Here is a 17,004-nt window from a genome sequence, read left to right as displayed (position 1 = left end):
ACCGGGCGCGAAGTGCCACCCGAAATGACGGGGTTCACGCCGCCCGTACGGCCATGAGCGACGTCACCTGCCTGGCGTTGCGGCACCGCAAAAGCTGCTGCGGTGTCAGGTCAACACCGAAGACGGCGCGAATTTCGGCCGAGACGGTTTTCAGGTGCGATGGCAAAAGTCCGAGTGCCAGCAGGTCGCTGTCTGCATCCACATTTGCCGGCTTTTTACCCAATACGCTGAGATAGATATCCAGCACCCGGCGGTCGCCGTGATCAACGTCTGGAACCGCAGCGGCGGAGAATTTTGCCGGTTCCGCGTCAGCCGTTCCACCAGTCAAGAGTTCACGGGCGCGACGGCGGTCGGGCTTGCCATTGGTCGAAAGCGGCAGATCGTCAACCTTGAGAAACCGGCCGGGCACATGCGATTCCGGCAGATGCCGGCGGGCAAAGTCGCGCAGTTCGGCGGTGGTGAGTTCGAGGCCGGGGGCCTTGACATAAAGCACGCCGATGGCCGCCTCGCCCTTTTGCTCGACACCGTAATCCACAACCAGAACCCTCTGGAGAGAAGGGTGGCGGATCAGCTCGTTTTCCACATCCGGCAGCGAGACGCGCACGCCCCGCACCTTGACGTAACCGTTGACACGGCTCGCGAACATGATCTTGCCATCCGGCCGGTAGCGGCCGCGGTCCCCGGTTCGGAAGGCGCGCACGCTGTTTCCCTGCGGATCGGTAATCGTCACGAAATCCGTCTGGGTAATCGCGCCGTCCTCGAGATAGCCGATCGCGACATTCACGCCGGCCGTATGGATGCGGCCAACGACGCCCGCCGGGCAATGGCCGCCGTGATCGTTGAGGACGAAATAACGATTGGCGGGCAGCGGGTGGCCATAGGGCACGGCCGCCACATCTTCCGCAACAATCTCGTGCCAGATGCTCCAGATCGTCGTTTCCGTTGGCCCGCCGAGCGATATCAGCCGCAGGTCAGGATTCAGCCGGCGAAGCTCTTCTATGATAACAGGCTTGATATAGTCCCCGCCCTGCGCGACAAGCCGGAGCGACGATAGCTGGTTACCACGGCGGCAGGCGAGAAGCATTTCGAGGATGGCAGGCACGGAGCACCACAGCGTGACACCATGTTCTGCGACCAGCTCGTTCCAGCGCACCGCATCCTTTTCCTCTCCGGGTTCCGGCAGCACCAGCGTCGCCCCTGCAACGAGCGCGCCGAAAACATCAAAGACCGACATGTCGTGATGCAGCGGGGTGACCGAGATGAATACGTCGCGTTCCGTCACCGCCCATTCCGCCAGCGTGCCGCCAATGACATTGGCCGTGGCGCGGTTGGAAAGCACGACGCATTTCGGTTTGCCTGTCGTGCCAGACGTGTAAAGAAAATAGGCAGGCCCCTCGCTTCGGGAAAGCGCCGCTAACTCCGCCATGGAGACCGGTGCGCCAGCCGGAGCGGGCGTGGAAAGAAGCACCGCCGGATCGACAGCGTCGAAACCCTGCGGAACGCGGCGGGCGACGATGAGCGCCGGGCGGCAATTGGTCAGCAGATACTGCAGGCGATCGTCGGGTGAACCGGCGTCGACCGGCACCCAGACCGCCCCCATCAGGGCCGCGGCGAGCGTGATCGCCGTGTGTTCGGGGCTACGCTGCAGGCAGATGGCCACGACATCACCCCGACCGATGCCGCGCGCCCTTAGGCTCGTGATCACGCGCGCCACCATCTCGCCAAGCTCGCTATAGGCGATGCGCCGCTTGCCGCTGACAAGCGCGGTGCGTGACGGCTCTCCTTCGAAAAGACGGCCGGCGATCCGTTCCAGAAATGGCGGGCAGACGAAGTTTCCTTCATCGCCATTCAGCCGGTAATGGGACAGGTCGACAATATCGCGTCCGTTGAGGACGAAAGCGCCGCTATCCGCGATCCCCGCAATCGCGCGCTCGACGGCTGCGAGAATATCCGCCACCATCGCCGCATCGATCGCCTGCTCCGCATAGTCGATATCGAGGACGAGATCGCCCTCCGGATTCTGCGAAAAGCGAAAATCCAGCGCGACCTGCGGCGTCTGCGTCAGACCGTCCGTCCAGCGCATGGCCGAATCCGGCGAAAGCGTCGGCCATGTGAGACCATTGGTAATCACCACAGGCAGGGCGAGCCCGCCCGCATTCGCATTGAGAAGCACGCGATTGAGATCGATGCCGGAAAAAGCCAGATGGTTCAGCCCTTCCAGCACATCCCTCTGCAGGCCTGCCGCCCGCACGTCAAAATCGTCTTTTGCCGCGTTCCATTGGACGGCGATGAAGCTGGAGCGGTTGGCGAAGGCCCCGTCCACCTGCGGCGCGACGGGAATGCCGACCACCAGCGCACCCTCGTTCAGCCAGAGCGACAGCACCTCAAGAATGACCGCCGTAAGCGCCGAATTCTTGAACAGACGCTCTTTCGCACCGGCCCGCGCAAAGGCGGAAAAGCGCTGCTTTTCCACAATCAGACGCTGGCGGCTATATCGCGACGTCGGAATGGTTTCGAGCGGTGCTTTCCAGGGCAACTGCGAGGGCACTTCAGCTTCTTTTAGCTTCTCGGTCCAATAGGCCGCGTCCCCGGCACGGGCGGCTGCAATATCCTCTCCTGGCGTTTCAGCCGCAGCGGTGATTGCGACCGGCAGGACACCGTCGAAAAGTTCCGTCGCGAGGCTGGCTATCGCCCGCCCGTCAAGGATGAGAGCGTCAAAACGCAGGAACACCACGACATGATCAGCCTTTGCCTCGGACGCCGGCAGGCGGAAGACCGTGACCCGCCAGGGAGAGGCGGCGAGATCAAAATGGGCGTGGGAAAAATCCCGTCTGACGGCATCGATCCTCGCTTCCGCTGTCGCCGGGGAAATATCCGAGAGATCGATCATATCAAGGTTGATCTCCGCTTCCCCGGACACGATCTGCACGAGGCGCCGCTCGTCGATGCGGGTGCGCAGGCTTTCATGTCTCTCGACCATGGCAGAAAGGCGGGTCCGCAGCAGGGCGGGGTCGATGCTGCCGCGATATTCGCGAAACTCCTGCATCGCCACGCCGCTGAGCGGCAGATGTGTGCCGCGACCGAGAAGATATGCCTTCTGCAGCGGCGAGAGCGGACGTTCCATGGCGTTTCCTTTTTTATCGGCCAGCTGTTCGGGCATCGCAGCACCAAATCGTTCCACGCTTTCCTCAACGAGGTCCGGGTGATCAGCGAGCCGGCGAAGGAGACCCACGTAGGTTTTAAACAGGGCGCGAAGCCATGGTTCAGGCAGCGCATCGAGCCGCACATCCCAGTTTATCAGCAGGCCGCCATCAAGCCTCGCGACCTGCGCGTCCAGCGCAACCCCCGGCCCTTGCGATACCGTGTGGACCAGGGAGCCGAACAGCTGCCCAACCCTTTGTGAAAACAGATCGCCGCCCGGCAGGTCGACACCGGCGGTAAAAACCACGGGCGAGGTCTGCAAACCGCCGCGCAGGCGAGAGAGGTCGCGCATGATGCTGACGCCCGGATAGGCCTGATGGGCAAGCAGGCCGTTCATGTCATCGAAAACCCGCCCGAGCAGGGCTTCGACGCTTTCAGCAGGTCTGATATCGACGCCGAGCACCAGCACGTTGGAAAACTCACCGACGATGGAATCAACCCCTTCGACCAGGGGTGCACGCCAGAAAGCCGGAACGGAGAGCCGGAACTTTTCGGAATCGATCGCCCGCGACAGCGCCACGGCAAAAACACCGAGCAACAGGGTCGACATCGTTACGGAGCAACGCCGCGCAGCCCGTTCAAGACCGTCACGTTCAACGACCGTAAGCATCGTGGCAAAACGGTCCGTATGAACGGCGCGTGACGCATCCTCCGGTAAAAATGGAAGCGGCGGCGCGTCCGGAATATCCGCAATATGCTGCCGCCACCACGACCGGTCGTATTCCCGCACGCTCTTGAGGTCAGGATCGGCCGCAAGGCGTTTCGTCCAGTCGAAGAAGGATGGCTGCGCCGCCGGGGGACGCGCGGTTTCATCCTTGTCCGCCTCGTCGTAAAGGCCGGCGAGGTCCTCCATCAATATCCGCACGCTGGCCGGATCGATGGCCAGCATGTCCGTGTCCACATGCAGCCGGCTACGGCCATGCGGCAACAGGCTGAGCGCAATCGCCGCAGGCGGCGCAGTGCGAAGATCCGTCGCGCGATGGCTCCACGCGTGGCGCTTGATCTCGAGCCGGCGCGCAAGCGTCTCCGCATCAAGCGCCGTCATGTCCTCCACATCGAGATGCAGCGGGCGACCATCAGGATCGACGGATTGACGCCCTTCCGCATCGATCCTGAGGCTCAGCATCGGGTGGCGCCGGCAAAGCCTGCCGACCGCAACGGCCAGTTTTTCCAGCTCCAGAGCTCGCCCCTCGAACTCGAGATAAAGATGGGGCGTAACTTTTCCGAGTATCCCATCCGTCTCCCGACCGACCCAGTAGGCCACCTGCATCGGAGTTAAATTTAGCATGTGAATTTGCACCGATTGACAAAACATGATTATCATAATCAAGTATAAGCCATCGTCAACCACTCGAACAGGAGGCATCCCATGAAAACGGGAGCACTCAGGACGAATGACGTCGAATCCGACGAAATTGCTGATTTTAATAGAGATTTTCTTTTCACTTCCGGTACCGGGCAGTTGCGGGCCAAAGGAATCCGCGAAAGGATAACGCTTCCGGCCCGCGGCGGAGAAGATACGGGCAGCCCATTGCAGCAAGCGATTAAAGCCGCTTTCGAACGGGCCCGCCGGGCTGGTCAGGACAATCCGATCGCCATTGGGGCAATACCCTTCGATGTCAGCGAACCCTCATGCCTTTATATACCGAACAACCATGAGTGGAGCCCACGAGAAACCGCGCCGGTCGTCGCCGATTCGGCCATGCCCGCGCTTGTCGGCCAGAACAGCCTGCCGGACGAGACCGGCTTTAAACGCGCCGTAGAGCACGCCATCGTCAATTTCCGCCATTCCGATGTCCGTAAGGCGGTACTTTCCGTGATGCGCGAACTCACCTTCGCTTCCGAGGTCAATGTCGAGAGATTGCTGGCGAGTCTCGCCAAACAGAATCGCGAAGGTTATCAGTTCCGTATTCCGCTGCCCGATGGCGGCGACCTCATCGGCGTCAGCCCGGAACTTCTGATTCGCAAGCAGGGTGAGAACCTCATCTCGAACCCGCTGGCGGGATCGGCAAAGCGGATGGTCGACCCCGCCGCGGACAAGGCCAACGCCGAGCGGCTATCGGCTTCGGAAAAGGACCACTACGAGCACAGCCTCGTTATCGAGGATATCCGCTCCCTGCTTTCGCCGGTCTGCGCGGAACTCGATGTCCCTGAAAAACCCTCCCTCATCAACACGGCGGCCCTCTGGCATCTTTCGACCCGCATCGAAGGCCGCCTCGCCGACCCGGAGACCAATGCCCTGCAGCTTGCGTGCCTGTTGCACCCGACGCCGGCCGTCTGCGGTTTCCCCACCGAGCGCGCCCATCGCCTTATCCGCTTCGTCGAGCCTTTCGAGCGCGGCCTCTTCACCGGCATGGTCGGCTGGACGGATTCTGAGGGCAATGGCGAGTGGGTGGTAACGATCCGGTGCGGCACCGTGCAGCGGAAAACCGTGCGGCTCTTTGCCGGTGCCGGCATCGTTGAGGCATCGGAGCCCGAATCCGAATGGGCCGAGGTGCAGACCAAACTCAAGACCATGCTGAACGCCTGCGGTCTTTCTGCCTGATTTCCCGGGGACAAACCATGACAATCGAATTTCAACGCTGGCCCGACGATCTGACGCGCCGGTACCGCGAGCGCGGTTACTGGATCGACAGGCCGCTGAGCGGCATCCTCACCGAACAGATCGAGCGCCGGCCGGACGCGACGGCCCTGATCTGCGGCGACCGCCGCTTCACCTACGCGGATATCGACCGGCAATCCTCCAATTTGGCCGGACATCTCTCCGCCGCGGGCATCGGCAAGGGCGACACCGCGCTGGTACAGTTGCCTAACATTGCCGAGTTCTATCTCGTCTTTTTCGCGCTGATGAAGATCGGCGCGGCCCCCGTCAACGCACTTTTCAGCCATCGCCGGCTGGAAATGACCTCCTATGCGGAGCAGATCGCGCCGAAGCTGGTGATCGGCTCGCGCAGCCACGAGCTTTTCGCCAATGACACATTTTTGGAGGCGCTGAAGGCGGCTTCTCCCGGGCTTACCCTGACCCTTCTGCTTGGCGAAACAGATCCGCGGTTGAGCCTGGAACGGCAACTGGCCGCCCCTGCCGAAAACCCACCCGTTTACGCCCCTTCCGCCGCCGATGAAGTGGCGCTGTTCCAGCTTTCCGGTGGCAGCACCGGTACGCCAAAACTGATCCCCCGGACGCATAACGACTATGATTACAGCGTTCGGGCCAGTGCGGAAATCTGCGGCCTTTCGCCTGAGACCCGCTTCCTCTGCGCCATTCCGGTGGCGCATAATTACCCGATGAGTTCGCCCGGCGCGCTCGGTGTGTTCCACGCCGGCGGTGCGGTGGTCATGGCTGCCAATCCGGAACCACTTGCCTGCTTCGATCTCATCGAAAAACACGGCGTTAACATTGTGCCGCTGGTGCCGCCGGCCGTCGCGCTGTGGCTGCAGGCGGCTCCCGCCCATCGCGAAAGGCTGAAGTCGCTCAAGCTCCTGCAGGTCGGCGGTGCAAGCTTCGCCGAGGCTTTGGCCCGCCAAGTGCCGGAAGTGCTGGGCTGCGATCTGCAACAGGTCTTCGGCATGGCGGAAGGTCTGGTGAACTACACCCGCTTCGGTGACCCCGACCATATCGTCTTTACCACGCAAGGACGACCGATCAGCCCGGATGACGAAATCCGCATCGTTGACGAGGACGGCAACGACGTGCCCGAGGGCGAAGCCGGCATGCTGGCAACGCGTGGCCCCTATACGTTCCGGGGCTATTACCGCGCGCCCGAACACAGCGCCCGGGTCTTCGACAAGGATGGCTTCTATTACTCGGGCGACGTCGTGCAGCGCACGCCCGAAGGTTATCTGAGGGTCGTTGGCCGGGTGAAGGACCAGATCAATCGCGGCGGCGAAAAGGTCGCTTCGGAAGAGGTGGAAAACCTGATCCTGCGGCATCCGGATGTCACCCATGCGGCTCTGGTGGCGATGCAAGACGAACTTCTCGGCGAAAAAAGCTGCGTCTTCGTCGTGTCGCGCAATCCCGCTCTCAAGGCGCCGGCTATTCGCCAGCACCTCGCAGGCCTCGGCGTCGCGGATTACAAGCTGCCGGATCGTGTGCGCTTCATCGACGCCATGCCCCTCACCGCCGTCGGAAAAATCGACAAAAAACGCCTGCGCGATCTGCTGACGACCCCCGTCGCCGTCAGCGCCTGACATTCCGCACCCATCGAAAGGGACGCCAAAATGGCGTCCCCATGTTCCTAAATGCGCCAGCCCAGCCGGTGCCGCACAAACCGAGGTCATCATGACGATCCCCACCATTTCCGACTATCCCATGCCGATCGCCGCGAGTTTTCCGGCCAACAAGACAAAATGGCAGCCCGATGCGAAACGCGCCGTCCTCCTCATCCACGACATGCAGCGTTACTTCCTGCGGTTCTACGAGGCCGACGGCAAGCTGATGACGACCCTCATCGACAATCTCGCCAAGGTGAAGACATGGGCCGTTCAGAACGGTGTCCCTGTCATTTACACCGCCCAGCCGCATAATCAGCCGCCCGGCGACCGCGCTCTTCTGAACGACATGTGGGGACCGGGTCTGACCGTCGTTGATCCCGAACTGCAGAAGGTGGTGGACAAGCTCGCCCCCACGCCTGACGACGTGGTGCTGACCAAATGGCGCTACAGCGCTTTCCAGCGCTCCGACCTTGCCGAACGTATGAAGGGCTGGAACCGTGATCAGATCATCGTCGGCGGCGTTTATGCCCATATAGGCTGCATGATGACGGCAGTGGAAGCCTTTATGAAGGACATCCAGCCGTTCATGATCGGTGATGGCGTTGCCGATTTTTCCGAGGCGGAGCATCGCATGGCGCTGCAATATGTGGCCACACGCTGCGGCGTGGTGATCGATGCCGCAAGCCTTGTCGGCGCGGGAAAGGGCGACGATATCAGCGAATGGCTGAAAGCCCGCGTCCTGCAGATGGTGGAGGATGAGAGCGATATCGACCCCGACGAAAACCTGATTTTCTACGGGCTGGATTCCCTGCAGGTGATGAAGCTTGCTGGAGAGTTGAAGGAACGCGGCGTCACCGTCGGCTTCGATGAGCTTGCGCGTGTGCCCACGCTCTCCGCCTGGTGGACGCTGATCGACCAAAAGCGGCTCGCGGCCTGAGCGGACAAAAAAGATGACGCAACAGAGATTTACCGGGCGGCGCGTGCTGGTGACGGGTACGGCTCAGGGCATCGGCCGCCGCATCGCCGAACGTTTCATCGAGGAAGGGGCCGATCTCATCGGCCTCGACCTCCAGGCCAGAACGGCGGAAGCGCCCTTCCGCCAGATCGCACTCGACATCACCGATGCGGCGGCGGTGGAGACGGCCTGCAAGGCGATCGAGACCGAATGGGGCGGGCTCGACATTCTCGTCAATGCCGCCGGCATATTGCGGCTCGGCGACAGTGAAAGCCTGACGCCCGCAGACTGGAAGGCGTGCATGGATGTCAACGCTGCCGGACCGTTCCATATGCTGAGACAGTGGAGCGCCACCTTCAAACGGCAGCGGCGCGGCGCAATCGTCAATATCGGCTCCAATGCCGCCGTCGTGCCGCGCATCGGCATGATGGCCTATTGCGCCTCCAAGGCAGCGCTGGTCAGCCTCAGCCATTGCGCCGCCCTCGAGCTTGCGCCCTATGGCGTGCGCTGCAACGTCGTTTCACCCGGCTCCACCGATACGCCGATGCTTGCCGGCATGTTGAGCGATCCCGCCGGCAAGGACCGGATGGTCGCCGGCCTGCCCGAGCAGTTCAAGCTCGGCATTCCGCTCGGCAAGGTCGCAAGGCCGGACGATATTGCCGATACCGTGCTGTTCCTCGCCTCCGATCAGGCCGGGCACGTGACGATGCAGCAGATCGTGGTTGATGGCGGTGCCACGCTTGCGGCTTGAATTCGAGCCGTTGGATTGAGAGTAAGGGACATGGACGTTGTAACGGCGTTTGACCACGACGCCATCTCCGGCGATCCACCCGAGGCCATCTGGCCTTGGCCGGACGACATATGCGGCTGCCATTGCCTTACCCTTCGTTTCAGCGCCGATGAGGGCTGCGGCGGCGAGGTCCCTCCCTTGCCGCCGCAGCTTTCAAGCGCCACGCAAAGACGCAAGGCGGAATTCATCGCGGGGCGCAGATGCGCTGCGGAAGCCATCCGCCGCCTGACCGGCCGTTCCATCTTTCCCGGTATGGGCGAGGACCGTGCGCCTCTCTGGCCTGAAGGGGTGATTGGCGCAATTTCCCACAGCCAGGGCACGGCGATTGCGCTTGTAGGCTGCTGTCGACAGTTTCGCGCTATCGGCGTCGATATCGAAAAACTGCTGACAGAGGAGGAGGCCCGCGATATCGCCCCACAACTCCTGACCGCAAATGAGCGCTACAACCTCGGCAACATTATCGATCCCGTCATCACCGGCTTGATTTTCTCAGCCAAGGAAAGCCTGTTCAAGGCGCTGTATCCCATGGTGGAAAAGCTGTTCTTTTTCGAGGCGGCCGAATTATCCCGCCTGGACGCAAATGGCTCGGGATCCTTGTGCCTGACGGCCGAACTCAGCGAGGAATGGCAGTGCGGAACGGAGGTTCCTTTCCGTTTCTGCCGCTTCGAGGGCCAGCTCCTCACCCGCGTGCTCATCCCGCATTGAGGGAAAAACAGCAGATTCATAACCGCGACAATCATATTTTAAACCTGTCTTCCCGTCATCCGAGTGAAACACTCGGAAGGTACGCAGCCTGTTGGAATGATTCCAAACATTGAACGGTGGAGACACGATATGACCGACATCGATACGAGCAAATTGTCCTGGGACGAGTGGGACGAACTGCAGAACCCGCCGCCGGCCGAAACCGATTTCGACCGCGTGGTCGAAACCGCGATTTCCCGCCGCGGCTTTCTGGGCGGCGTGCTCGCCTTCGGTTCGGCCGCAGCCGCCATGGGCACGCTCGGCAACCTGATGAGCAGCACCTCGGCCGAAGCGCGGGAAGCCGCCGTCAGCCGTTTCCCCTTCAAGCCGGTTGCCGCCGCCACCGACCACACCATCCATGTGCCGGAAGGCTATAACTGGAAGCCGCTGGCGAAATGGGGCCAGCCGCTGTTCTCCAACGTTCCTGATCTCGACCCCGCAAAGGGCGTCAGCGTTGAAAATTCCGACAAGGTCTTCGGCGAAAATACCGACGGCATGGAACTCTTCGTGGTGGGCAACCACCAGCTGATCGCCGTCAATCATGAATATGTGAACCCGGAAACCAACCTGCCGCACGCCGAAAAAGGCAACCCGAAGACGGCCGACGACGTGAAGATCCTGCAGAACATGCAGGGCGTCACCGTCATGGAAGTCGCGGAAGACAAGGACGGCTGGAAAATCGTTCTCGACAGCCCTTTCAACCGCCGTATCCACCACAACACGCCGATGAAGCTTTCCGGCCCGGCCGCAGGCTCCGATCTCGTCAAGACCGCCGCCGACCCCAAGGGTGTCGACTGTCTCGGCACCTTCAACAATTGCGGCGCAGGCCGCACGCCCTGGGGCACCTACCTCACCTGCGAAGAGAACTTCAACGGCTATTTCGGCACCACCGACGCCGCCTTCAAGCTGCCTGACGATTACAAGCGTTACGGCATCGTCGCCGAGACCCGCTACGCCTATGAGAAGTTCGACGCCCGTTTCGACGTTGCCAAGAACCCCAATGAACCACGCCGCGCCGGTTACGTGGTCGAGATCGATCCCTCGGACGCCAAGTCCACGCCGATCAAGCGCACCGCGCTTGGCCGCATCAAGCATGAAAACGCCGCCGTGGTGATCGCCCGTGACGGCCGTGTCGTCGTTTACATGGGTGACGACGAGCGCGGCGAGTTCCTCTACAAATTCGTCTCCAGCGGCATCTACGTGCCGGGCGGCGACACCTCCAAGCTGCTGGACGAAGGCACGCTTTACGTCGCGAAGTTCTCCGATGACGGTGCCGGCGAGTGGCTTGCCCTGACGCCGGAAACCACGGGCATGAAGATCGACGAAATCTGCGTCTTCACCCGCCAGGCCGCTTCCAAGGTGGGCGCGACGACCATGGACCGCCCGGAATGGGTCGCCATCAACCCCGTCGCCATCGAAGCCTATTGCGCGCTGACCAACAACAGCCGCCGCGGCGAAATGAAGGACGGCAAGCTGCGCGCCAATGCCGGCGGCGACGCCATGGCGATCAATGCCGCCAACCCGCGCGAGAAGAATGAATACGGCCAGATCGTGCGCTGGTATCCGGAAAATGACGACCATGCGGACGGCAAGTTCAAGTGGGACCTGTTCTGCATGGCCGGTAACCCCGCCGTCCACAAGGACGCCTATGCCGGCTCCCCGAACATCAACGAAGGCAACATGTTCAATTCGCCTGACGGCATGATGTTCGACTCGACCGGCCTGCTCTGGATCCAGACCGATGGCGAGGACACCAATGAAGGCAACTTCGCCGGCCAGGGCAACAACCAGATGCTGGCGGGCGACCCGGCCACTGGCCGCATTGAGCGCTTCCTGACTGCGCCGAAGGGTTCCGAAGTCACCGGCCAGACCTGGTCCGCCGACAAGCGCACCCACTTCGTCGGCATCCAGCACCCCGACGCCCCCTTCCCGGACGGCGAAGGCAAGCTGCCCCGCTCGACCGTCATCGCCATCAAGCGCGACGACAATGTGAAGATCGGCTGACGCACAGGCATGAACGGAACCGGATCGCGAGGGAATTGCCATCCGGTTTCACGATAAATCGCCGCGTGCCCGAAAGGACACGCGGCGTTTTGCCTGTGTTCGTGAATGAACGTTCGGATATCGTCGTATGGCGCAGATTTATCCACCTTTCGCAAGAACCTGCATGGCAGGGCTCGCCGGGCATGTGTAGATGTAGATTATCTCCACCTGCTTGTTGGGCCTCTCTTGGATCAGATCCTCGCCATTCGAACATTTGTCCGCGTCGCCGAAGCCGGGTCCTTCGCCAAGGCGGCGGATATGCTGAACCTTCCTCGGTCCTCAGTCAGCAAGCTGGTGCAGGATCTCGAGGCACATCTCGGAACAAAGCTCGTGGAGCGCACCACACGGTCGGTCACGATGACCACGGAGGGCGTCGCCTATCACGAACGCGCGCTGAAGCTCCTCGCCGATCTCGATGACATGGACGGCACTATTGCCGGCTCCCGCAGCACACCCAAAGGAAAGCTGCGCGTCGACATCGGATCTGTGCTGGCAAACCAGATCCTCATCCCGGCACTTTCGGATTTTCAGCGCCATTATCCGGAAATCGATCTCATGCTCGGTGTCAGCGATCGCCCCGCCGATCTCGTCAGTGAGGGTATCGATTGCGTCATTCGCGGCGGGGCGCTGGGTGACTCATCAATGAAGGCGCGGAAGCTGTGCGAGCTGGACTACGTCATTTGCGCATCGCCCACCTATCTGGCTGGTCTGCAGTTGCCGGAGCGACCTGACGATATCGAGAAGCATCGGATCGTCTCCTACTTCTCCGCGTCATCTGGAAAGAGATTTCCATTGCGTTTTCAGCGCGGCGAAGAGCGAAGCGAGTATCTCCCGGCCTCTGGCGGCGTTTCCGTCAACGAGAGTACCGCGCATCTGAACGCGCTGCTGTCGGGACTGGGAATTGGCCAAAGCTTCGGATTTCTCGCGCGGCCCCATTTCAAGAGCGGGGCGCTGGTTGAACTTCTGCCCGACTGGAAGCCGGACAATCATCCCCTTCATCTCGTCTATCCCGCTGATCGTTTCCCAAATCCGCGGCTACGCGCCTTCACGGAATGGGCAGCGAAGGTGTTCGAAGCGGTCGACGCACGGCGCGATGTGACGGCGACTATCCATCCAGATGGATAATGTCTCCATCCTGAGCGGCTTCTCTCCACCGGGCTGACGAACTAACTTCTCCTCATCGGACGGTGACGAGGCCAATGGCCAGCGCCACATCCCGAGCAAATTCGGAACTTCAACAGGCCGTGCATTCGGGCTGAACCATTTCGCGCGCCCAAGCATCAGGAGAGTTAACATGGCCAACAGGCTTCAAAACAAGATCGCCGTCATCACCGGAGCAACCAGCGGCATCGGTCTTTCGACGGCCAAGTTGTTCGCTGCCGAAGGCGCACGCGTCTATATCACAGGCCGCCGCAAGGCCGCTCTGGACGAGGCGGTGGCAGAAATAGGACAGGGCGCGGTCGGCGTACAGGCGGACTCCTCGAGCAACGCTGACCTCGACAAGCTGTTCGCCCAGGTGAAGGCGGAACAGGGCCGCCTTGACGCCCTCATCGTCAATGCAGGTGGCGGCACCATGCTGCCGCTCGGCCAGATCACCGAGGAGCAGATTGACGACACCCTTGGCCGCAACGTGAAAGCTGTGATCCTGACCGTGCAGGCGGCACTTCCGCTGATGGGCAAGGGCTCGTCCATCGTGCTGACGGGTTCGACTGCCGGCACCGAAGGCACGGCTGCCTTTTCCGTCTATTCCGCTTCCAAGGCCGCGGTGCGCAACCTGGCTCGTTCCTGGGCTCTCGACCTCAAGGGCACGGGCATCCGCGTCAACGTCATCTCGCCCGGCGCCACGCGCACACCAGGCCTCGTCGAACTTGCAGGCGACGACAAGGAACAGCAGCAGGGCCTGCTCGACTATCTCGCCTCTCGCATCCCTCTCGGTCGCGTCGGCGAAGCCGAGGAAATCGCCAAGGCGACGCTGTTCCTCGCCTCTGACGATGCGAGCTTCGTCAACGGCGCCGAGCTCTTCGCGGACGGCGGCCAGGCACAGGTTTAACGCTGAACCGCAGTGGCGGGTGGCCTCCGTTTCGAAGTAAGAAATCAAGATGCGTGCTGCCGTCAATCGCCTGCACAGAGAGCCTCAGGACGTTCTTCAGGCCGTCGAGCTGGCTTCTCGAATGACCAAATGCCGCGCTAAAATGCGCGGCGTTGCTCATGTTTGACGGCGTCCATGAAGCTCAAACCGCCGGGACACGCCGATCCCCTCCAGAAATGCCTCGTCGTGGCTGACGACCAGAATTGCGCCGTCATACGCTTTCAGGCCGGCCTCCACGATCGCGACGGAATCAAGATCGAGGTGATTGGTCGGTTCATCGAGTATGAGAAGCTGCGGCGGCTTCTGGTTGCCAAGGACGCAGGCAAGGCCGGCGCGCAGCATCTGGCCGCCAGACAGATGCCGCACATCCTGCAAACCGGCGTCGCCGCGAAACAGGAAGCGGGCAAGAGCGGCCCGGCAGGCGTTATCACTGGACCGCGGGTTGAGACGCATGAAATTGTCCCGGACGGATAGCCCGGGTCGCAGCAAGCTGACCTTCTGGTCCAGCAACGCGCAAGCAACCTCAACTCGGACCGAACCAGAAAATGGCGCGAGAGACCCGGTGATGACGGAAAGCAGCGTCGTCTTTCCCGAACCGTTCGGCCCCGCCACCGCAATCCGTTCCGGACCTGTAATCGCAAGCGACAGATCGGACAGGACAGGCGCATTGCGTTCGTAACCCGCAGTTACGTCTTCCAGCCGCAGAACCGTCTTTGACGCCACCAGTCCGGTGGACGGTATGGACAGCATGAATGGTTCAAGCACCTCAATGCGCCCTCGCGCCTCTGCGACGTCTGCCTTGGCCTCCCCCGTCATTCGGCGCGCCGTGGCGGCGTTGTCACCGCTTGTCTGCTCCGCCCGCATGGCGCGCCCTCCGGCCGAAATTCTCGGTATTCCTCCTTCCGCCGCCTTCCTTTTGCCTGCACCATCGCGACGAGCCTGCCGCTCGGCCGTCTCCTGCGCCCTGCGCTCGACGGCGCTGAGCCGCTTCTCGGCCTCGGCCAGTTCATGCCTGGCATTGTCAAGCTCCAGTGCCTTGCGATCGCTGTAGTGGTTCCAGTTTCCGCCATAACGGCTGATACCGAGCGATGTCAGTTCAGCAATGCTGTCGACCGTTTCGAGCAATTCACGATCATGGCTGACAATGATTGCGCCGTGACGCCAGCCGCTCACAAGTTCGATCACTGCAGTCCGACCGTCACGGTCGAGATTGTTCGTGGGTTCGTCGAGGATCAGGAACTCCGGTGCATGATAGATTTGAGCGGCAAGCGCTGCACGGGTGCGCTGCCCGCCGGAGAGTCGGGCGAGCAGTGTCGTCGCGGGCATGGACAGGCCGAAGCGCGCGAGTGCCGCCTCGATATTCGTCTCAAGCATCCAATCGATATCGGCCAGTTCCTCCAACGTCGCGCCACCCGCCTGCGCCCGTTCAAGCACAGCGAGCGCATCACGCGCGCCAAAGAGATCGGCAATCGTCTCATTTTCGGCCACCTGGACGCTTTGACGCAGGATGTGGATACCCGACGGTGCAGAGACAGAACCCGAAGATGGTGTCAATTCGCCGGCGATCAGCTTCAAGAGCGTGGTCTTGCCGGCGCCGTTACGACCGACAAGCCCGACACGCTCCGGGCCGAACACAATATTCAGATTGGTGAAAAGCGAACGACCGTCAGGCGTGAACCAGGACAGATTGGAGAGTGTGATAAAGTGGGTCATGGACAAGGTTTTCCCGCATGGCAAGGCAAAGTGGCGCTGCTATCGGGTTGAAATCCATTGTCGACCATCCTGTTGTTGCTGCGGACCGATGGAATGTAGCGTTTGAAAATGGGACATTCAAGGCCGCTTCAATAACGGCCTGCGCTCTTTTCAAGCATCGGCGGCTGACGGTCTTGTGTTCGCTCCACATCCGGCGTCAGAGGGCAATGATTTCGCCGACATGGTCATTCACGGGCACAGTTCAAACTTCTCCGGGGCCGCGAACCATGCGAGCAGACTTTTCAGTCAGGGGCATCAAAAAGCGAAAGATAGCGCTCGCCACTATCGGGAAACACGACCGCAATCGTCTTGCCGTTGTTTTCCGCGCGGCGGGAAAGCTCGATCGCGGCAAAGATGGCTGCACCGGATGAGGTTCCCACAAGGAAGCCCTCCTTTCTGGCCACCGCAAGCGCTGCCCGCCGCGCCTCTTCGGTGGTAACGGCAATGACTTCATCCACGACGCTCTTGTCGTAGGTCTCCGGCAAGGTCCCTTCCTCCACCTCGGTCACCTTGTGGACGCCTTCGATCGTGGAAGCGTCGGGGTTTTCGGGGGATGGAACGGACTGCGGTGTCGGCTCGGCAACAACGATCCTTATCTCCGGTTTTTGCGCCTTCAGGAAACGCCCGGCACCGGACACGGTGCCGCCCGTACCAACGGTGGCGACCAGGATATCGATGTCACCTTCGGTATCGCGCCAGATTTCCGGCCCGGTCGTCTCGAAATGAACCTGCGGGTTGGCATCATTGGAACGCTGGCCGGTATAAAATGCATACGGATTTTCAGCCTTGATCCTGTCGATGATGCGATGGATGGCATCGGGCTGGAAGAGCTCCTCATTTTCGATCAGCTCGATCTCGGAGCCGAATTGCCTGAGGATGTTGATCTTGTCTTCGCTGATGGTATTGCGAAGATAAAATTTCGTGCGATAGCCGCGTGCGGAGGCAACCGCCGCAATTCCGATGCCTGTATTGCCACTGGTCAAATCGAAAAGAAGATCGCCCGGCTTCAATCGGCCGCTCTTCTCAGCCTCACATATGATGCCCCAGGCGGTGCGGTCTTTGACACTGCCTGCGGGATTGAGGTACTCGATCTTGGCGAGAATGCGCGATTGGAGATTGTATTTCGTCCGAATTCTGGCGAGTTCCACCAGCGGCGTATTGCCGACGAGTTCTGTAAAATCCCGATAAATCCTGCCCAATTTCACTATCCTGTTTGCA

Annotated in this window: 11 protein-coding genes; 8 read left to right on the top strand and 3 right to left on the bottom strand. The window is 61.3% G+C overall.

Annotated features, from left to right (window positions below; translation table 11 throughout):
* Positions 1-34: 34 nt before the first annotated feature.
* Positions 35-4,489, bottom strand: coding sequence for a non-ribosomal peptide synthetase (locus FHW77_RS02915; RefSeq protein WP_004445325.1), 4,455 nt, complete (start codon positions 4,487-4,489; stop codon positions 35-37).
* A gap of 81 nt (positions 4,490-4,570) precedes the next feature.
* On the opposite strand from FHW77_RS02915, the gene FHW77_RS02910 reads away from it, so the two are divergent.
* The 8 genes from FHW77_RS02910 (at position 4,571) to FHW77_RS02875 (ending at position 13,995) form a co-directional block, all read left to right on the top strand.
* A complete protein-coding gene (locus FHW77_RS02910) occupies positions 4,571-5,746 on the top strand; it encodes an isochorismate synthase (protein ID WP_004445326.1) in 1,176 nt (391 codons plus the stop codon).
* Positions 5,747-5,763: 17 nt separating this feature from the next.
* Positions 5,764-7,389, top strand: coding sequence for a (2,3-dihydroxybenzoyl)adenylate synthase (locus FHW77_RS02905; RefSeq protein ID WP_004445328.1), 1,626 nt, complete (start codon positions 5,764-5,766; stop codon positions 7,387-7,389).
* A gap of 91 nt (positions 7,390-7,480) precedes the next feature.
* On the top strand, positions 7,481-8,350 hold the full coding sequence (locus tag FHW77_RS02900) for an isochorismatase (RefSeq protein ID WP_004445330.1): 870 nt from the start codon (positions 7,481-7,483) through the stop codon (positions 8,348-8,350).
* A 13-nt stretch (positions 8,351-8,363) separates the two neighbouring features.
* Positions 8,364-9,119, top strand: coding sequence for a 2,3-dihydro-2,3-dihydroxybenzoate dehydrogenase (dhbA, locus tag FHW77_RS02895; protein WP_044459233.1), 756 nt, complete (start codon positions 8,364-8,366; stop codon positions 9,117-9,119).
* A 30-nt stretch (positions 9,120-9,149) separates the two neighbouring features.
* Positions 9,150-9,863: a 4'-phosphopantetheinyl transferase family protein gene (locus tag FHW77_RS02890; protein ID WP_004445335.1), complete on the top strand. Its 714-nt coding sequence runs from the start codon at positions 9,150-9,152 to the stop codon at positions 9,861-9,863.
* Positions 9,864-9,992: 129 nt separating this feature from the next.
* Positions 9,993-11,906 (top strand): PhoX family protein, encoded by a 1,914-nt coding sequence (locus tag FHW77_RS02885; RefSeq protein ID WP_004445336.1) that lies wholly within the window; start codon positions 9,993-9,995, stop codon positions 11,904-11,906.
* Positions 11,907-12,131: 225 nt separating this feature from the next.
* Positions 12,132-13,070 (top strand): LysR family transcriptional regulator, encoded by a 939-nt coding sequence (locus FHW77_RS02880; protein ID WP_035207002.1) that lies wholly within the window; start codon positions 12,132-12,134, stop codon positions 13,068-13,070.
* Positions 13,071-13,239: 169 nt separating this feature from the next.
* Positions 13,240-13,995: an SDR family NAD(P)-dependent oxidoreductase gene (locus FHW77_RS02875; protein ID WP_004445340.1), complete on the top strand. Its 756-nt coding sequence runs from the start codon at positions 13,240-13,242 to the stop codon at positions 13,993-13,995.
* A 156-nt stretch (positions 13,996-14,151) separates the two neighbouring features.
* Here FHW77_RS02875 and FHW77_RS02870 read toward each other — a convergent pair whose 3' ends face one another.
* Positions 14,152-15,747, bottom strand: a complete 1,596-nt coding sequence (locus FHW77_RS02870; protein WP_004445342.1) for an ABC-F family ATP-binding cassette domain-containing protein — start codon at positions 15,745-15,747, stop codon at positions 14,152-14,154.
* Positions 15,748-16,028: 281 nt separating this feature from the next.
* Positions 16,029-16,991, bottom strand: coding sequence for a PLP-dependent cysteine synthase family protein (locus FHW77_RS02865; protein ID WP_244467014.1), 963 nt, complete (start codon positions 16,989-16,991; stop codon positions 16,029-16,031).
* Positions 16,992-17,004 lie beyond the last annotated feature (13 nt).

It is taken from the genome of Agrobacterium sp. RC10-4-1, from assembly GCF_014138475.1.
Taxonomy (GTDB): domain Bacteria; phylum Pseudomonadota; class Alphaproteobacteria; order Rhizobiales; family Rhizobiaceae; genus Agrobacterium; species Agrobacterium pusense.
This window is presented reverse-complemented; position numbering and strand designations above follow the sequence as displayed.